Source organism: Cupriavidus sp. 8B (genome assembly GCF_054589115.1).
Genome location: NZ_BAAILO010000007.1, coordinates 14,084 through 31,021, shown reverse-complemented (window position 1 = coordinate 31,021; position 16,938 = coordinate 14,084). Strand labels below are relative to the sequence as shown.

Below are 16,938 nucleotides of genomic sequence, written 5' to 3'. Positions count from 1 at the left end.
CTCGTTATTCAGGCTTCAGCGGTCCCAGGCGGCTTCTTCGAGGGCCGAACGCGCGGCAGTCCGGCCGGACACGATGAACTCTGCGATGTCGCCCATCGAGTTGTAGTAGGGCCCCCACAGGGAGCCGCACTCGCCGATGGCGTACAGGTGCGGGATGGGGGCCTCGCGCTGGTCCAACACGCGCTGGCGCGCATCGTGCCGGGGGCCTCCATGCGTGTTGAGGAAAGTCGGCAGCATCGGACCGATGGCGTAGTACGGTCCCTTGTCCAGCGGAACCAGGAAGCTCTCGCGCCCGAAGTCGGTGTCCTCGCCAGCGCAGCATTGCTCGTTGTAGCGGGCCACCGTGGCCTTCAACGCCTCGGGGTCGAGGTGCCCGGCGGGCCACGCACCCGGTTCCGCATCCCACCGGCACTTCAGCGCCAGCTCTTCCAATGTGTCGGCCTTGATGATCCAGCCCTTCTCCAGTTCGACGAGGTTGTCCCGACTCCACGGCGGCGTGCGCGAGTTGAGCGTCGTCATGGCGGCGCCGCCGGCCCGGACCTTCTCGTCGAAGATATGGAAGGCGGGGACGTTGACGAACTCGGGCATGTCGGGATTGGTGGCAAGCCAGGTTGCGCGGTTGCCCAGCCCGTGGCGCACGTCTGCGGTATCCGTGGTTTCGTTGTGGAAGCGGCGCCCCTGGCGATTCACCCAGATCAGACTGCCGCCGTCCTTGAACGCGCCCGAGTTGTAGCCGAAGCCCGCCACCTTGTTGAGGTCGTACGTCACGTAGACGCGCCCGCCTTCCACCTTGATGCCCCAGTTGAGCGGCCCGGCCACGGCGTTCATGTGCCAGAGCTGAGCGCCCACCTCTTGCGCCATCCGAATGCCGTCGCCCGTCAGGTTCGGGCTGCCAAGGAAATGAATCGGACACGACGTGAGGTATTGCCGGCACATCTGCTCGTCGAACTCAAAGCCGCCGCTCGCGAGTACTGTCGCTTTGCGTGCTTTGACCGTGATGGTGCGTCCGTCGGTGGTGCGCGCGGTCACACCGAGAATGGCGCGTGACACCGGGTGTTGCACGAGCTGCGTCACCCTGGTGTTGCACCGCACGCGGGCGCCATGCTTTTCCGCAACGGCGGCGATGGCGTTGTACAGCCCCGCGCCCCCGGGGGCGGCCACCACGCTCATGCCGTGGATGCTGGCGGCACCGGGTGCGCCCGTAAACTCGGGGAAGAATCCCGGCGCGCTGAAGGGCCTGGGATTGTCCTTCAGCGGCAGTTCCAGCTTGTGCTGGAAGGCGGGGATGTCCTTCAGACCGGCAACGAAGACGCGCAGTACGGCCTCATCGGTCTGGCCAGCGCACAACCAGTTCATGTAGTCGAACGTGCTGGCCTCATCCGTCGAGGTCATGATCAGCCCGCCCGCGACGCAAACCGAATTGCCACCGCCACGCTCGCCCTTCTCCAGTACCAGCACGTCGGCGCCGGCTTCGGCGGCCGCGAAGGCGAAGGTCGCGCCGGCGCCGCCGTATCCGACCACCACCATATCGGCCTCATCGTCCCAGGCGGGCGGCGACCAGTTCACTGCATGTTCTTTCTGTTCCATCTTCTCGTCTCGAAACATTGCAGGTGGAAACCGTCAGGCGGTTTCAGCAACCGGCTGCTCTTCGGTCAGCAGGCGAGCGTAGATCTCGTTGTAGCGAACGATCGGCTGGTCCATCGGCAGCAGCACCATCTTGCGGCCGGGCGAGCGGTGGATCATGTCCTGCTGGGCCTGGATGATCGCCTTGTCTTCCTGGAAGGCGGCATCCGCGATGCCGAAGCAGTGTTCCTTGAGATTGCCGGCAGCAGCCCACGGCCCGAAGTTGAAGAAGAACCTCGACTTGTTCTGGCTGATGGGGGTGATCATCTGATTGGTACAGCGCGCGAAGATCGGCGTCTCGGCCACATCGCTACCCGTGTTGCGGTCGAGCACGCCCGGTTCGTAGGAGTGGATGGTGAGGATGAAGACCCCCGGCACCAGGAACGTGCTGACCACCTTGTCGTCCGAGGGGCGCGCCCCGAAGTATGGATTGGACTGGCGACCCACCTGCCAGCGCTCCGCGCGCACGCCGCGATCGAGCTGGGTGACACCGCGCCGGCTCTCGCTCTCCTTCATCATCTTGAGCGCGATCGGGTCGCTGGCGCCGAAGGTCGCCTCGTGCACGAAGGGGGCGTGGGAAAGGTCGAGCAGGTTGTCGGAGACCAGTTCGGCGTTTGCGTCCATGTCAAAGGTGGAGCACACCATTGCCCACTCCGGGTTGTCTGGGCCGATGATGGGAGGTACCAGCGTCACGTCGGCCTTCTCCGGTGCGCCCATCCAGACCCATGCCGCACCGTGCTTCTCGACAATGGGATAAGCCCGCACACAGACGCGCGGCGAGATGCGCTCCTGGCCCGGCACTTCCGTGCAACGCCCGTCCGGCGCGAACTTTAGGCCGTGGTACATGCAGCGCAGTTCGTCGCCCTCTTTTCGCCCCACAGACAGCGGCGCGAGGCGATGGCAGCAACGGTCTTCGAGCGCGGCCAGGCTTCCGTCGGTCTTGCGATAGATGGCCAGCGGTTCGTCCATCACGGTAAAGGGAACAATGGCGTCCTCGGTGAACTCCGTGGACCATCCGGCCATGTACCAGCAATTTCGAAGGAACATTTTTCTACTCCAGACTGTGTTTTGGGGAATGGGGATTCGTGGCACTCGCCTTCGCGAAGATCACACGCTGCGGCGCTCTTCCGGGCAAGAAGCGAAGACAGTCGGCAACTGCTTAAAGTCTTCGAGCCTTCCCAGCGATGCCCTGCACGTCAGCATCGGCAGGTAGTAACGCAGGTAGGCCAGGATCAGGATCACGTTCAGGTACAGGCACCACACGCTCATGGACGTGCTGAAGATCATCTCATACCGTAGATTGAGGACAATGGCATTGAAGATGACCATGAAGGAGATCGGCAGCGTCATCGCCAGCGCGAACGGCACGAAGAGGTCGAGCAGGAGAAGCAGTCCGGCCAGCAGTTCGCATGCCTTGACGACGTCGAACACGCCGGTCTCGATCAGTGTGACCAACATCGCGTTCGATGCCGGCAGGCTCCCCAGCGGTTGCGGGAAGATCGGCGGATAGCCCCAGTTGGTCAGCCAGTGGCTCAGGCCGCTGTTGATCATCCAGGCCCCGAGAGTGAGCCGCATCAAGGTGAGGATCAGCCGGCCGATCACGGCTGCGTCAATCCTTCCATTCGTCGCATTAGTTTGCGCAATCATTTGTTTTCCCCGTGGAGATTCAGACGAAACATTCAGCTCTGTGCGGACACGATCCTCTATTGACGGTTCGCGGGCGCGCCGTCCTTCATGGCGATTCGTGCCGCCGCCGGCCCGGTCGAAGGGGCGGCATCCGCCACGCCATGGCCGCTCGGTGCGGAGAGGATGAATCGCTGCCTTTCGGCGATCCGGCCGGTGTAGGCGCCCGTCTTGAACACGTCGAGCACGTCGATGGCCGGCTCGCCACGCGCCGCTTCCACACGGTGATAGACGGCGACCATGAGACCTTCGGCGATGACCCGCTTGATCTCGTGGCGGATTGGTGGGCCATCGCGCAACTCGGTGGAGCCCGGGTTGTGGTCGACCATCTTTGGCGAGAAATAGCCGCGCGCGGCTTCTATGCCCTTGCCTTCATCGTAGGCCTGTTTCATGTAGTTCAGGACGATGACGCGTGGCAGCTTGCCAACACCGGGGCCGTTGTCGCCGTACCAGCGCGGATTGAAATGAAGGCTGTACGTGAACGACAGCGTGATCAGTATCCCCACGCAGATGGAGACGATGTAGGTCAGCTTCGACTTCGATTGCATATGTAAACCTCTGCGGATAATTCGCCGTTGTCGGGAACGCACGGATCTTGGGAGTCGGCCACAGCCATGGCCGACCCGAGGGCGTGGTCAGAAGCGGTGATAGATACCCGCGCCCACTGAGTTGACGCTTTCATGCAATTGCGTCGGTGCACCCAGCCCGCCGGGAGGAAAGATCGTTTGTTTGGACGATCCCCGGTTATCCAGTCGCTTGAAAAAGGCATACAGCGTCGTACGCTTCGACGCCTGGTAGGTGTAGCCGACCGCCCATGCGCGGACGTCATCTGTCGCGGTGTTTGAGGGCCGACCGTTCACCACGCCGCTATCGCGGGCGCCGTAGCCGAGCTTCAGGTTACCTGATGCGCCGACCGGAATTGTCGTACCCACCTGCCATGCTGAATCGTGGGCAGCACCCAGTCGATAGCGCAGTTGGTAGGTGCCGTACAGCGTCGCCCATCGCGTTTCATACGAGGCGGCGAATGCATGCTCAATCTGACGGCTGGTGTCAGGCGTGAGATTGGTCGTGCCGGTCGCCCGTGCGAAGCCGTAGCCGGCCGTCAGATGGTTGCCCGAATATAAGAACGAGACGATGTCGTAGTTGCGATTGACCGGTGTGCCAACGTTTTCGCTGAAGACATGCGCCGCCGAAGCGGTCACGTCGCCGAACGACGGCGAGTTGTACCGGATGGCGTTATCCGCCCGCGCCGGATCATTGAGCGGATTGAACATCCACGGGTTGCTCGACTCGCCCGTGAGCGACGCGGCCACCGAGCCGGGAGCCATCAGTACCGGATCGAAAGTCGCGGCAAACTCGTAACCAGGAGTCGGTTGCCGGCCCGCAGCGATCTCGCCGTAGGTATTGCTGAGCATGCCAACCGTGGCGCGGCGGCCAAACAACCGTCCACCCTGGGCGTTGGTTCCGGTATCGACGTTGAAGCCGCCTTCCAGAACGAATACAGCCTTGAGATCCGAAGACAGATCCTCCGTGCCGCGCATCCCCCAGCGGGAGCCGGCCAGTCCACCGGAATTCAGGCTGGTGACGCTCTTCTCCGAATTGCGGAAATAGCCGACGAACGAATCAACGACGCCGTAAAGCGTCACGCTGGCTGCCGATGCTGCAGGGGGCAACAGCATCCCGGCTACCGCTACTGCGGCGAGTCTCTTGTCCACGTGGTCTCCTTTTAGTGGTTTAGTTTTTCTTCTCTGCCAGCGTCGCGGCCTGTGTTCTGGGGCTTGCACGCGTTTGTGTCGCTGGCATCAGGGCTGCTGTGTTGGGGAACCGCGTCCAACCCTTCTGCCCCGCCTCTACATATTATTTAATTTAGTATTTCGAATCTTATACATCGACGCAACCGGGTTCAATCTTTTCTTTGGGGTCACGGGGTAAACCCCGTTCCTCGCAGCGCCGCCCTGGAAATCCGACGTGCGAACACACCGTCCGCGGGTCAATGAACGGCTGACAGCACCGCGACGGCGGACGCGTAAATTCAGAGACCCCGCGCAGCCAGCGACGCCAGCAGGCGTTCCTCTACGGCGTTGCGATCGCGCCGATAGGCCTCCAGCAGCGCGAAGCGGTCTTTGGCGGCAAGCGTCTCTACGAGGTGGTGTTCCGGATCGGCCGGGAAGCGATACCCGGCGATATCCGGTGGGGCCATCGCCCGGTAGCGATCCGTCTGCCGCATCAGACGCATCACTTCACGCCTGAGCGCCCAGTCTGGGGACAAGGAGAAGATGGCGCCATGGAACGCGCGGTGTGCGCGCACCCAGGCAGCGCCTGCCCGCTCCGTCAGCTGGCGATCGAGTTCGGCGAGCCGCGCGCGGAGATCGGCGAGTTCATCGGGATTGGGCCATCGCACTGTCGACAGCAATTCGGTTTCCAGCAGGTGGCGGATGCGATAGAGCTGACGCGCCTCACTGCTGGACAGCGGCGCCACGTGGAATCCGCGATTGGGATCATGCTGGACCGCGGCCTCGGCAACCAGCAGGCTCAGCATTTCGCGCACAGGCACCCGGCTGATGCCGAAGCGCCTGGCTAGGTCCTGCTGCCGCAATTGCTGTCCGGGCGACAGCTTGCCTTCGTTGATCAGCTCGCGGATTTCGGCCGCGAGCCGCGAAGGAATGTCAGGGTCCGTTGCGCGTGGGGCTGGCGCCGCAGGCAGTGCAAACACCTCACGCCGACCCATCTCAGCGCTCGCCCCAGTACACCGCGCGCGCCGTATCGTGCAGCACCTTGCGCTGCTCCGCCTCCGACAACAGGGACACCGACTCCCTGGCAAGGGCGGCCATCTTCGCATACGTCCCCTTCGACTGCGCGATGTCCGAGCCCCACATCACACGATCCGCGCCGAACTCGCGCACCACTCGCTCGACCATCGGCGCCGCCGGCATCTGCTGGGCGGCGAGCTTGCCCAGGTTGATCATGGAGTAGAGCAGGTAGACGTTGGGATGATCGACCATCTCCAGCAGCGACGCGTCGACGCCATGATCCGGTGCGCCGCCCTCGGCCGCGATATTGGAGAAGTGGTCCAGCACCACGGTAGTTTGTGGGAATGCCACGAGCACCGGCTTCAGTGCCTTCAGGCATGCCTCCCGGTTCCAGCGGTAGAAGTGCAGCCGCACAGAGCCGCCGAGTTCCGACACGGTCTCCCACGCCGCCATTGCCTCGCGCGAGGCGAACCAGGACGGGTCGGCGCCCTTGAACGGCTCGGTCAGGCGGATGCCGACCGCGCCCCGCTCGCCGACCCAGTGCCGTACCTGCCGGCGGATGTCCGGGTCCAGCGCGTCCACCATCCCCAACGCGCGCAGGCGTTCTGGGTAACGGGCGGCCGCGTCGCAGACATAGGCGTTGTTGAAACCGTAGATATGCGCGCGCTGCACGGCCAGCGCGCGTTCCACGCCCTGCTCGTCCATCAGCGCGAGCAGGCGCTCCACCGTCACGGGATTGTCCAGGGCGCCGGGTTCCAGCTCGCCGCTCAGCGGAGACGGCGGATACCGTTCCACGTCGGCGGAAATCAGGTGTGCATGACTGTCGATCATCGGGAATGTCTCCTCTGTATCCGTTGGTTCTGCCCTCGTCAGTACGCGGGGCAGTTCACTTCCATGGGTCTACCGTGACGTGGACGGTGCCCTCCACGCCCCGGCCGGCCGTGGCCAGGATCGCCTCGTGAGTCTGAGCCAGCCCGAAGGTGTGCGAACATACTTCGTCGAGCGGATACTTGCCCGAGGCGATGTAGCGCAGGGCCAGTTCCACCGCCGCGTAGCTGCGTCCGCGCGGCGCGCGTACCGTCAGGTAGCGCTTCTTGATCTCGCCGATCGGCACGCTCTGCTCCAGGCCGTTCAGGCTCAGGTACGCACCCTTGGCGGCCAGGCCGATGGCGAACTGCGCCACTTCGCCGGTCGGATCGCCAGTAGTGTCGACCACCACGTCGACGCCGCGCCCCTTCGTCAGGCGCATGACCTCGGCATGCAGATCCTGATTCTGCACGTCGATGGCATGATCGGCACCCAGCCGCAGCGACAGGTCGAGGCGGGCGCGGTCGCGCGTCATACCGGCCAGGATCACGGTGAGCGAACCCGCCGCCTTCGCCGCGAGGACGCAGCCCAGGCCCTGTTGCCCCGGACCGAACACCAGCACGGTCTTGCCCGGCCCGGCGCCGCCGTCGTGGCAGGCCCACTGCACGCCGTTGCCGAACGGCACCGCCAGCGTGGCGTGGACGGCCGGCATGTCCGGTGGAATCACATGCATCACCGTGTTCAGCGGCAGGTGCATGTACTGCGCGTAGCCGCCCCAAAGGTGGGGGGCGATATTGCAGGTGGACATGCCGAAACGCAGCGTATTGAGCCTGTCCTTCACATTGAAGAAGTCGACTTCCATGCAAAGCCGGAAGTCCCCTTTCATGCACCATTCGCAGTGCCAGCACGGCAGGTACTCGTGCAGCGCCACTCGGTCGCCGGCCTTGACGCCCCAGCGCTGCTGCGCGATCTGGCCGACCTCGACAATCGTGCCGACGTTCTCGTGCCCCATGATGACGGGGGCATGCCCGGGCTTGCGATACAACTCTGGATCACTCCCGCCCACGCCGCTCGCCTCTACCTTGAGAATGCCGGAGTCCGGCTGCACTTGCGGGTAGTCGAACTCCCTCAACTCAGTCGTCTCGACACCAGTCTTGACGGCCGCCAGAACTTTCCTTGTCATGTCATGTCTCCTTCCAGAATACGCGGCGCGCGGTGCCGCCCAAGATGGCCTCGCGGACCGCAAAGGGATAATCGAAGAGGCACTCGCGCACCAGCGCCAGGGCATTGCCATAGCCTTCACGGCTGCTCACCACCGGGAAATCGCTGCCCCACATCAGGCGCTGCCCGCCGAAGGCAGCGATAGCGGCTTCGAGCAGGGCAGCGGCGGCACCGCCGAACGTCCGTCCTCCGTGCAGCGCGGACGGTTCGCGCGGCGCCAACTCGCCGAATCCCGGCACCTTGAGGCTGACGTTGTCGAAGCGAGCCAACCGCAAGACCGTGTAGCGCAACTCGCCGTCCGCTTCGGTCTCCATCGGCTTGCTGGTGTCGCCGAGGTGTTCGAGCACGACATGGAGCCCCGGCACCGTTTCCAGCAATTCCGCGAAGGCCGGCGCCATGAACGCTTCGGCGTTGCCGACGCAACTGACCGCCAGCCCGCACGCCTCGGCTGCCTTCCAGATGGCAAGCGGGTCGACGCCGGGCGAGCGAGCGCCGGGACGCAGGCGCACGCCAGCGGCCCCTTCGCTCGCCAGCCTGGCGAGCGTTTCCGGTGCATCGGGAGCCGCCGGATCGATCCACACGATGCTGGCAAACTGGCCGGGATGCGCCTGCACGCAGCTTGCCTGGTAGGCGTTGTCCACCTGCCCGATCATCTGCGTCAGTACCGCGCGCGCTACGCCGTGGCGCGCCATCTGGCCGAGCAGCGTTTCGACCGGCTCGTACCAAGCCGGCGACACGTGGGCGTGACTGTCGATCAGCATTGCCGCCTCAGGCCGTAAGCGCCACGTCGGGGTTAAGCGGGACTTCCTGCTTCCAGGTCCGCTGGTTGCTGAAGATCACCGTGGCCGCGCGGATCTGCGGGAACGGCATCGGTGCGATCAGCACGCTCGGCACCTCACCCCGCTCGGCTAGCGCACGCGCGGTGCGAATCATCTGCCGGCGCCACGCCACCACCGCGACGTCGGACGTACCCAAGTGCTCCTTGGTGCGGTCCAGGATGCGGCCCTGCGTTTCGCTGACCGCGTGGTCCTGCGTCAGGATTCCCTTGATGCCGGACATCGAGCCCGTCTTCATCCACTTCCGGTCCTGCTGGTACCAGTTGTCGATGTTGAGCATCTTGCGGAAGCTCTCGTCGACCCAGTGGCCGCCCTCCTCGATCCGGTAGGCGACGTCCACCGGCTGGGTTTCGTCGAAGAACCACTGGATGTGCCAGGTGGACTCGTCGTCGCGCGGCACGAAGGCGTTGGCCATGCGGCGGTTCTTTCGCACTCCGAAGCCGTCGGGCGGAATCAGCGTGAAGAAGGGCAGCACCACTTCGGTCACGCGCGCGTGCAGCTTGCCTTCCTCGCGGAAGTTGCGCACGCCGGCGTAGCGCAGGCCGTACTTCGTGTACTCGACTTCGATCTTCGGCTGCAGGTCGCGCTCATGGTCGTACTTTGCGGGCGCGTTCCAGGGCTGCTCGCGGTGGAGCACGCCGGCGTGCGCCGAGTCGATGGTGCCCTCGACCGCCTGCGCGTAGTTGCAGTCTTCCAGAACCTTGAACGGCACCGCGTTCACAGCCGGATAGGACAGCCACTCGAACTCCGGAAACTGCGGCTGCTCGGCGGCCGGCCCCATGTAAGTCCAGATCACGCCGCCCACTTCGCGGGTCGGATAGGCCTGCGCGCGGATGCGCGAGCAGAAGGCGGAGCCGGACGGCTCGGTGGGCGTATCCAGGCAGGTGCCGTCGGTCGCGAACTTCCAGCCGTGGTAGAGGCAGCGCAGTCCGCCGTCGGAATTGTCGCCCAGCGCCAACGATGCGCGGCGGTGGGGACATTGCTCGTCGAGCAGGCCGACCTTGCCGTCGCTGTCGCGGAAGGCTACGAGGTCTTCGCCGAGCAACCGCACACGCACCGGCTTGCCGCCCGGCTCGGCAATTTCGGACGCCAGCAGCGCGGGAATCCAGAAGCGCCGGATCAGTTCGCCCATCGGGGTGCCACGACCAACCTGGGTCAGCACATTGTTGTCTTCGCGAGTGAGCATAGGTCCTCCTATCCTTGAGTCTGTGTATCTTCTCTGTGGGTAAATATCGGCACGCGCCGGCTTCAGTCCAGAAGCGCAATGGCACGGCCCAGGCGTTCCCGGGCGGCAACGGTGTCTCCGTCGTTGCCGACCAGGTCGTGTGCTTCGATCACCAGGGAGCGCATGGCCTCCAGGCGCTGCAACTGCTGCGCGTTGCGGCCGTCGCGCGCAGCATTGGCGACGTCGGCGTCGAGCAGGCGCCAGACTTCGTCCAGTTCCGATTCGCGATAGATCATGTGCTCCACCTCATGAGAGGCCGCCATCCTGTCGCAGATGGATGACAGGGTCGCGGTAGAGTAGTCGTCGATGGAAGTCAGGTCGTCGGCGTGCATGTCGCTCTCCACTATCTACGGGTCAACGGCCCTTCGGCCCGAACTTGGACGGTTGCAAGCCGATGGCAGCGCGTCCGTAGCTGGTCATGGCGCTGTCCCACGTAAAGGCGAAGTGCTGCGCGGCGGAGTTGACGTCGCGCCAGATGCGCTGCAGCTCGGAGGTGTTGTAGATGCCGGAACCGCCGGCGGCTTCGAACAGCGCGTTCACCGCGTAGCGCGCCTTCTGCGCGGCATAGGCCCAGTCGCGCGGGATGCGCGCCCAGTCGAGCTCGCTGATCAATCTGGGGTCTTCGGCACTGTCCACGCGCCGGGCATCCTCGCGCACCACGGCCAGCGCGGCGTCGATCTCCGCCACCGATTCCGCCACGCGCGCGAAGGTGGCGGACTGCTCGGCCACCTGCTCGCTGCTGAATGTCGAGAGGCGCGCGGCAAGCCCTTCCGTGAACGACCGCACCGCGGCGCGCGCCATGCCCAGCGGTGCGCCCACCAGCGAGAACGGCGTCACGTTCTGGAACGGCATGCGATAAATCGGGGCGCGTACCGACCCGGTTTCGTCGGTCATGCCCGACATCATTTCCCTGACTGACACGGAGCGATGTGCCGGAATGAAGGTCTCGGCGATACGGATGGAGCGGCTGCCGGTGCCGCGCATGCCGGCGGTGAACCAGTCGTCGACGATCTCGATGTCTTCGCGCGGCACCACGAAGAAGCGCGGTTCGGGCGGTTGGCCTTCGCGCTGCACGGCATTGCCGACGATGACCCATTGCGCGTGGTCGATCCCGGAGCAGAAGCGGCCATCGCCGTTGACCAGGCGGTAGCCGCCCTCCACTTCGGTGATGGTGCCGCCGAGGCGGAACACCGTGGCGGTCAGCACGCGCTCGCCGCTCATCACCTCGCGCTGCGCCAGCAGCGGGAACAGGTTCAGCATCCAGCTATGGCCGGCCAGCACGCCGTAGACCCAGCCGGTTGACCCACACGCCGAGGCAATCTCGGCGGTCACGTCGACCAGCGTGGCGAAGCCCAGCTCTGAACCGCCGAACATGCGGGGCGTCACGACGCCGAACAGACCGGCGTCCATCAGGTCATGAATGGTTTCCTTGGAAACGATGCGCTCGCTTTCCGTGCGCTCGGCGCGGGCGCGAATACGGTCTTGCAACGCACGTGCCGCTGATACGGCAGCGTCGTGGCTGGCGAGTACGGGCACGCTGCCGGGGGAAGTTAGGGGGGATGTGCTCACGTCTTGTCTCCTGTGTGAGGACGTACGCCGCCGTGCCGCGCGGTGGAAGCCGCGGCGTGGCAAGGCTCGTCGTTTCTGAATGGTTCAGCCGGGCGGCTGTCAGGTGCCGGTGCGCATGCGGTCCTCCACCTTTTCGCGCTCGTCGGCCCGGAGGAACCAACGGTAGTGGCCGCCCTTCGAGATTGGCGGCAAGTCATCGGCAAGGGTCTGCCAATGCTCGCCACCGTCTTCGCTGGCGTAGACCTCGCCGGTCGCGGTGCCGGCCAGCAGCATGATCTGGTCGCCCCAGTGATACAGGCCCATGCCTTCGATATTGCCGACCACCTCGGCAGGCAGGCCATTACGGATCTCGTCCCATGTCACGCCTCCGTCCCTGCTGCGCAGCACGGTCGCGTCCGCGCTGCGCTTTGCCCCCCATTCGCGCGGCGCGTTGCCGGGGCCGCCGAGGTAGAGTACGTTCTCGTCGCGCGGGTCGATGAACATCGCGTCGGGGTAGCCTATGTGGTCCGCGCGCGTCATCAGGTGTGTCCACGTCTCTCCGGCGTCCGCGCTGTAGTGCAACCCTTCGCCGCCGCACATGAAGAGCTGGTCCGGATTCGAAGGGCGGATCAGCACGCGGTGGTTGTCGTGATAGAACTTGTCCTGCTCGGATTCATAGCTGCGCGGCTCAGTCCAGCTCGCGCCGCCGTCCGTGGTCTTCAGCAGCGCGCCCTGCTCGATGCACACGTATAGCGTTTCCGGCTGCGCCGGGTGAAAGGCCACGTTCTTGACGTGTGCCACGTGCGGGGGCGGCGGGAACGTCCATTTATCCTGGTCCGGCACGGAAAGCATGGCCGAGACTTCCACCCAGTTCTCGCCCAGATCGTCACTGCGGTACAGCGCCGAGGGTTCGGTGCCGAGGTGCAGCACGACGCGCCCGTCGCGCTGCTGGGCCGCCAGCGTGTACACATGTTCACTCTTCAGGCCGTTGCCGCGCGGCTCCCACGTTCGGCCGAGGTCCCGGCTGCACCACATGCCGCCCTTACCGTGTGCGCCGGCAAACAGCAGTCCCGAGTGCAGCTCGTACAGCAAGGCGCTCACATGGTGGTCTTCCAGCGCCGAGCGGGTTCGCTTCCATGGGGCGCCCTGCCCCGCCCGCTCGAACACGTGCATGCCATGCAAGGTGGCAACGAAGAGCTGATTGGCGGGGCCGCTGCCGTGCGTGACTGTGCCGCCGTTGCAAGAAAGGACTGCGATCAATTTTTTCTCCATTCCATGTGACGCGGGAGGTGCCGCTGCGCTGCACGATGCCGTTGCCTGTTTCCACCGGTGATGTGACCCTTCGTGCCGATTCGGTGAAAAGTCCCGGCTCGAGAGTCTTTGACTTTTTTCTTGTTAGTCGAAATAATATGCAAAAAAGAATTTCGCGTCAACGACGAAGCAGCCGGACTCAAACCGGATGGCATCGGACCCCAGGCGCCGGCAGGCACCCGCCTCGCCGATCCGTGATTGCTGTAACTGGAGACAACACATGAACGACCAGCCCCCTTCCACGGCCGCCCTGCTGAGGCTGCGCCTGGAGTCGATTCAATACCTGGCCCGCGACACCCTGCTCTATGCCTTCACCTCGCCGGCCGGCGCCACCCTCCCGCCCAGCGAGCCGGGCGCCCACATCGGTCTGCACCTTCCCAACGGGTTGGTGCGCCAGTACTCGTTGCTCGAAGGCGGACGGGACCAGCGGCGATACCAGGTCGGCGTGAAGCGAGACCCCAAGAGCCGGGGCGGCTCCAGCTTCATGCACGAACAGTTGCGCCCCGGTGTAGTGATCGACGTAGAACCGCCGCGCAACAACTTCCCCCTCAACGAGGAGGCCGCGCATTCCGTGCTGATCGGCGGCGGCATCGGCATTACGCCCATCCTCTGCATGGCAAGGCGCCTAAAGGCGCTTGACCGTTCGATGACGCTGGTCTGCTCATGCCGCGATCGGGTCGACGTCGCCTTCCTGGAAGAGCTGCGGGGCTACGAGAACCTGCATCTGCACATCGATGCGGAAGCCGGGGGTGTGCTCGACATCGAGGCGCTGGTGGCGAGCCAGCCGGCAGACGCCCACTTCTATTGCTGCGGCCCCGGCCCGATGCTCGCGGCATTCGAGGCCGCCACAGCGCAACTGCCGCCGGCGCAGGTCCATGTCGAGTACTTCACCGCGAAACAGGAATCCGCGCTGGACGGCGGCTACACGGTGGAGTTGAGCCGCAGCGGCAAGTCGCTGCAGGTACCGGGCGGCAAGACAATCCTGCAGGTGCTCAAGGAGGCCGGGATCGAAGTAGCACACTCCTGCGAGGAAGGCGTGTGCGGCGCCTGCGAGACTCGCGTGCTGTCGGGCCTTCCGGACCATCGCGACGCCATCCTCTCCGACCCTGAGAAGGCGGCCAACAACACCATGATGATCTGCTGCTCGGGCTGCAAGGGCGAGCGGCTGGTCCTCGATCTGTAAGTCATTTCATCCAAACCGGAGACATCCCATGATCATTGACTGCCACGGCCACGTCAGCCCGCCTGCCGAACTCTGGGTCTACAAGGCCCACATCCTTTCCCACCGCGGCGAGCACGGGCGCAAGATGCCGGAAGTGACGGACGAGGAGATCCTGCACTACGCCAACCGCAAAGAGATGGGCCCGGCCGGCCACATCGACCTGCTCGACCGCGTGGGCACCACTGTCCAGTTGCTGTCGCCGCGTCCATTCCAGATGATGCACAGCGCCAAGCCGGGCAAGCTGGTGCACTGGTTCACCGAGGAAACCAACAACATCATCGCCCGCACGGTCAAGCTGCTGCCGAAGCGCTTCATCGGCGTGGGCGGCCTGCCGCAGGTGGCCGGCGACCCCATCGAAGTGGTGCTGCCGGAACTGGAACGCTGCGTGAAGGAGCTGGGCTTTCGCGGCGTGTTGCTCAATCCGGACCCGTTCGAGAACAGCGGCTCCGAAGCGCCGCCGCTGGGCGACCGCTACTGGTATCCGCTCTACGAGAAGTTGTGTGAACTCGATATCCCAGCGCATATCCATGCCACCGGCTCGCATTCCGCTCGCTCGCCGTACACGGTCCATTTCATCAATGAAGAGACCATCGCCGTCTTCGGCCTCGTGAATTCCGACGTATTCAAGGACTTCCCGTCGCTGAAGATCCTGGTCTCGCACGGCGGTGGATCCATCCCCTACCAGATCGGCCGCTTCCAGTCCGGCGCCGCGCGTGCGGGCCGCGATTTCCTTGCCGGGATGCGCAACCTGTACTACGACACCGTGCTGTATTCGGAGGAATCGCTGCGCCTGCTGATCAAAACGGTCGGCGCCGACCGCTGCCTGTTCGGTGCCGAGTGCCCCGGCGTGGGTTCGCAGGTCAACCCGGCCACCGGCCGCACCTTCGACGACATCAAGCCGTTTATCCAGGGCTTCGACTGGTTGTCGCCCGAAGAGAAGGACATGATCTTCTTCGGCAACGCGCAAGATCTCTTCAACCTCGACCTGGCCGCGTACCGCTAGAGCAAACCAGAACGAAAAGAGGAGACCAACCATGGCAGAAATCGTACTCGGCATGGGCACCTCGCACGGGCCCATGCTGGTCACGCCGCCGCACACGTGGGGCTCACGCCTGCCCGATGACCGTCGCAGCCTGCATCACTACCAAGGCCGAACCTGGACATTCGACGAACTGGTCAGGCAGCGCGCCTCCGAGAACCTGGCTGCGGAACTCACGCCGGAAGTCTGGGAAGCGCGGCACGCGCGCTGCATGCAGGCCATCGAACGCATGGCGCAGATCCTCGCCGAAGTCCGCCCGGACGTCGCCGTGATCGTCGGCAACGACCAGATGGAGATCTTCGACGACATGCTGGTGCCCGCCTTCAGCGTGATGTGGGGCGAGACCATCGTCAACAACATGATCAGCGATGAGAAGCTGTCACGGCTGCCGCCCGGCGTGGCGCACGCCATGCCCGGCTACATGCCGCCGGAAGCGACCTACGCCGGCGTGCCGGGCCTCGGCCGGCATCTGATCGAATGCGCGGTGGCCGACGGATTCGACATCGCGGCGCTTAAGCGCCTGTCGGCCACGGAGACGCCGCACGCATTCGGCTTCGTGTTCCGGCAGTTGATGAAGGACCAGGTGATCCCGACCGTTCCGGTACTGATCAACACGTTCTATCCGCCCAACCAGCCGACTGCGGGCCGGTGTCACGCCTTCGGCCGCTCTCTTGCCCGCGCGATCCAGTCGTGGGACAGAGACGCTCGAGTGGCGATCATCGCGTCGGGCGGCCTGACTCACTTCGTCATCGACGAATGCGTCGACCAACTGATCCTCGACAGCATGCGCGCGCATGACTTCGCGCCCGTCGAGGGACTTGGCGAAGCGATCTTCCAGGCCGGCACCTCCGAGGTCAAGAACTGGATTCCGGTCGCCGGGGCCATGGACGAACTCGGCTTCGAGATGGAAGTGGTCGACTACGTCCCGTGCTACCGCAGTGAAGCCGGCACGGGCAACGCAATGGGGTTCGCGTGCTGGCGGCCCGACAGCAACAAGGAAGCCATCCGATGACTACCCCTCAGGAATATGTGCGCCGCCTACGTCGCCTGGATTGCTGCGCAGTGTCCGATACGCTCGACAAGCTCGACCTGCCGGGCGTCGTGAGCGGCGTCCGGCAGGAATCCGGCGAGGGCCGCATCGCCGGCCGCGTGATTACCGTCAAGCTGGGCACCGGCGCTTCGCCGCCCGGTGAGCCCCGCCATCTCGGCACTACCGCCATCGAGGCTGGTGGGCCAGACGACGTGATCGTGGTCGAGCAGCATACCGGCGTCGAGGCTGGAAGTTGGGGCGGCCTGCTCTCGCTCGGTGCGAAGGTGAAAGGCATCGCGGGCGTGGTGGCCGACGGCCCCGTGCGCGACATCGACGAAGCGCGCGCGATGCACTTCCCCGTCTTTGCCGCCGCGCTCACCGCCCGTACCGCGCGCGGCCGAATCGTCGAGAAAGGCACCAACGTGCCGATCAAGGTGTGGGATGTGGACGTTGACGCCGGCGACTACGTGGTGGCAGATCGCAGCGCGGTCATCTTCATCGCCTCGTCCGACATCGCCCGCGTGCTGGAAACCGCAGAAGGCATCGTCGCCCGAGAGGCCCGTATGGCGAAGGCCGTACTGGCCGGCACGCCGATGAGCCAGGTCATGGGCGGCAACTACGAATTCATGCTGAAGGAATAAGC

17 protein-coding genes are annotated in these 16,938 nt (G+C 64.8%); 4 read left to right on the top strand and 13 right to left on the bottom strand.

Annotated elements, in window-relative coordinates; genetic code table 11:
• Positions 1–15: 15 nt before the first annotated feature.
• The 13 genes from ACYP5B_RS00745 to ACYP5B_RS00685 all read right to left on the bottom strand — a co-directional run bounded on the left by ACYP5B_RS00745 (position 16) and on the right by ACYP5B_RS00685 (position 12,953).
• The gene (locus ACYP5B_RS00745; RefSeq protein WP_459568181.1) at positions 16–1,587 is read right to left on the bottom strand and encodes an FAD-dependent oxidoreductase; all 1,572 of its coding nucleotides are present in this window, start codon (positions 1,585–1,587) and stop codon (positions 16–18) included.
• A gap of 33 nt (positions 1,588–1,620) precedes the next feature.
• Positions 1,621–2,670, bottom strand: coding sequence for an aromatic ring-hydroxylating dioxygenase subunit alpha (locus ACYP5B_RS00740; protein WP_459568180.1), 1,050 nt, complete (start codon positions 2,668–2,670; stop codon positions 1,621–1,623).
• Between the two features lie 60 nt (positions 2,671–2,730).
• Complete coding sequence (locus ACYP5B_RS00735; RefSeq protein ID WP_459568179.1) at positions 2,731–3,270, bottom strand: DoxX family protein; 540 nt, start codon at positions 3,268–3,270, stop codon at positions 2,731–2,733.
• 56 nt (positions 3,271–3,326) lie between these two features.
• Positions 3,327–3,854, bottom strand: a complete 528-nt coding sequence (locus ACYP5B_RS00730; protein WP_459568178.1) for a hypothetical protein — start codon at positions 3,852–3,854, stop codon at positions 3,327–3,329.
• An 87-nt stretch (positions 3,855–3,941) separates the two neighbouring features.
• Entirely contained in the window at positions 3,942–5,021 is a 1,080-nt protein-coding gene (locus ACYP5B_RS00725; RefSeq protein ID WP_459568177.1) for a porin, read from the bottom strand.
• A gap of 317 nt (positions 5,022–5,338) precedes the next feature.
• A complete protein-coding gene (locus tag ACYP5B_RS00720; protein WP_459568176.1) occupies positions 5,339–6,034 on the bottom strand; it encodes a GntR family transcriptional regulator in 696 nt (231 codons plus the stop codon).
• A 1-nt stretch (position 6,035) separates the two neighbouring features.
• The gene (locus ACYP5B_RS00715) at positions 6,036–6,887 is read right to left on the bottom strand and encodes an amidohydrolase family protein (protein ID WP_459568175.1); all 852 of its coding nucleotides are present in this window, start codon (positions 6,885–6,887) and stop codon (positions 6,036–6,038) included.
• 55 nt (positions 6,888–6,942) lie between these two features.
• Positions 6,943–8,046 carry a zinc-dependent alcohol dehydrogenase gene (locus tag ACYP5B_RS00710; RefSeq protein WP_459568174.1) on the bottom strand — a complete coding sequence of 368 codons (1,104 nt, stop codon included), beginning with the start codon at positions 8,044–8,046 and terminating at the stop codon, positions 6,943–6,945.
• A 1-nt stretch (position 8,047) separates the two neighbouring features.
• Entirely contained in the window at positions 8,048–8,845 is a 798-nt protein-coding gene (locus ACYP5B_RS00705; RefSeq protein WP_459568173.1) for an amidohydrolase family protein, read from the bottom strand.
• 7 nt (positions 8,846–8,852) lie between these two features.
• A complete protein-coding gene (locus tag ACYP5B_RS00700) occupies positions 8,853–10,106 on the bottom strand; it encodes a Rieske 2Fe-2S domain-containing protein (RefSeq protein ID WP_459568172.1) in 1,254 nt (417 codons plus the stop codon).
• A 62-nt stretch (positions 10,107–10,168) separates the two neighbouring features.
• Entirely contained in the window at positions 10,169–10,477 is a 309-nt protein-coding gene (locus ACYP5B_RS00695) for a hypothetical protein (RefSeq protein ID WP_459568171.1), read from the bottom strand.
• Positions 10,478–10,499: 22 nt separating this feature from the next.
• Positions 10,500–11,714, bottom strand: coding sequence for an acyl-CoA dehydrogenase family protein (locus ACYP5B_RS00690; RefSeq protein WP_459568170.1), 1,215 nt, complete (start codon positions 11,712–11,714; stop codon positions 10,500–10,502).
• Between the two features lie 99 nt (positions 11,715–11,813).
• Positions 11,814–12,953 (bottom strand): WD40/YVTN/BNR-like repeat-containing protein, encoded by a 1,140-nt coding sequence (locus ACYP5B_RS00685; protein WP_459568169.1) that lies wholly within the window; start codon positions 12,951–12,953, stop codon positions 11,814–11,816.
• 271 nt (positions 12,954–13,224) lie between these two features.
• Here ACYP5B_RS00685 and ACYP5B_RS00680 point away from each other — a divergent pair, with 271 nt between their 5' ends.
• From ACYP5B_RS00680 to ACYP5B_RS00665, 4 genes are read left to right on the top strand one after another with little or no spacing between them, the layout of a single operon-like run.
• The gene (locus ACYP5B_RS00680) at positions 13,225–14,187 is read left to right on the top strand and encodes a PDR/VanB family oxidoreductase (RefSeq protein WP_459568168.1); all 963 of its coding nucleotides are present in this window, start codon (positions 13,225–13,227) and stop codon (positions 14,185–14,187) included.
• A gap of 28 nt (positions 14,188–14,215) precedes the next feature.
• The gene (locus ACYP5B_RS00675) at positions 14,216–15,229 is read left to right on the top strand and encodes an amidohydrolase family protein (RefSeq protein WP_459568167.1); all 1,014 of its coding nucleotides are present in this window, start codon (positions 14,216–14,218) and stop codon (positions 15,227–15,229) included.
• Between the two features lie 31 nt (positions 15,230–15,260).
• Positions 15,261–16,277, top strand: coding sequence for a DODA-type extradiol aromatic ring-opening family dioxygenase (locus ACYP5B_RS00670; RefSeq protein ID WP_459568166.1), 1,017 nt, complete (start codon positions 15,261–15,263; stop codon positions 16,275–16,277).
• Positions 16,274–16,936, top strand: coding sequence for an RraA family protein (locus ACYP5B_RS00665; protein WP_459568165.1), 663 nt, complete (start codon positions 16,274–16,276; stop codon positions 16,934–16,936). Before ACYP5B_RS00670 ends, ACYP5B_RS00665 begins: the two co-directional genes overlap by 4 nt.
• Positions 16,937–16,938 lie beyond the last annotated feature (2 nt).

Coding starts and splice junctions, on each gene's coding strand:
- ACYP5B_RS00720 (WP_459568176.1), bottom strand. CDS start 6,034: ATGGGTCGGCGTGAGGTGTTTGCACTGCCTGCGGCGCCAGCCCCACGC.
- ACYP5B_RS00670 (WP_459568166.1), top strand. CDS start 15,261: ATGGCAGAAATCGTACTCGGCATGGGCACCTCGCACGGGCCCATGCTG.
- ACYP5B_RS00680 (WP_459568168.1), top strand. CDS start 13,225: ATGAACGACCAGCCCCCTTCCACGGCCGCCCTGCTGAGGCTGCGCCTG.
- ACYP5B_RS00735 (WP_459568179.1), bottom strand. CDS start 3,270: ATGATTGCGCAAACTAATGCGACGAATGGAAGGATTGACGCAGCCGTG.
- ACYP5B_RS00705 (WP_459568173.1), bottom strand. CDS start 8,845: ATGCTGATCGACAGTCACGCCCACGTGTCGCCGGCTTGGTACGAGCCG.
- ACYP5B_RS00675 (WP_459568167.1), top strand. CDS start 14,216: ATGATCATTGACTGCCACGGCCACGTCAGCCCGCCTGCCGAACTCTGG.
- ACYP5B_RS00715 (WP_459568175.1), bottom strand. CDS start 6,887: ATGATCGACAGTCATGCACACCTGATTTCCGCCGACGTGGAACGGTAT.
- ACYP5B_RS00700 (WP_459568172.1), bottom strand. CDS start 10,106: ATGCTCACTCGCGAAGACAACAATGTGCTGACCCAGGTTGGTCGTGGC.
- ACYP5B_RS00745 (WP_459568181.1), bottom strand. CDS start 1,587: ATGGAACAGAAAGAACATGCAGTGAACTGGTCGCCGCCCGCCTGGGAC.
- ACYP5B_RS00710 (WP_459568174.1), bottom strand. CDS start 8,046: ATGACAAGGAAAGTTCTGGCGGCCGTCAAGACTGGTGTCGAGACGACT.
- ACYP5B_RS00665 (WP_459568165.1), top strand. CDS start 16,274: ATGACTACCCCTCAGGAATATGTGCGCCGCCTACGTCGCCTGGATTGC.
- ACYP5B_RS00740 (WP_459568180.1), bottom strand. CDS start 2,670: ATGTTCCTTCGAAATTGCTGGTACATGGCCGGATGGTCCACGGAGTTC.
- ACYP5B_RS00695 (WP_459568171.1), bottom strand. CDS start 10,477: ATGCACGCCGACGACCTGACTTCCATCGACGACTACTCTACCGCGACC.
- ACYP5B_RS00730 (WP_459568178.1), bottom strand. CDS start 3,854: ATGCAATCGAAGTCGAAGCTGACCTACATCGTCTCCATCTGCGTGGGG.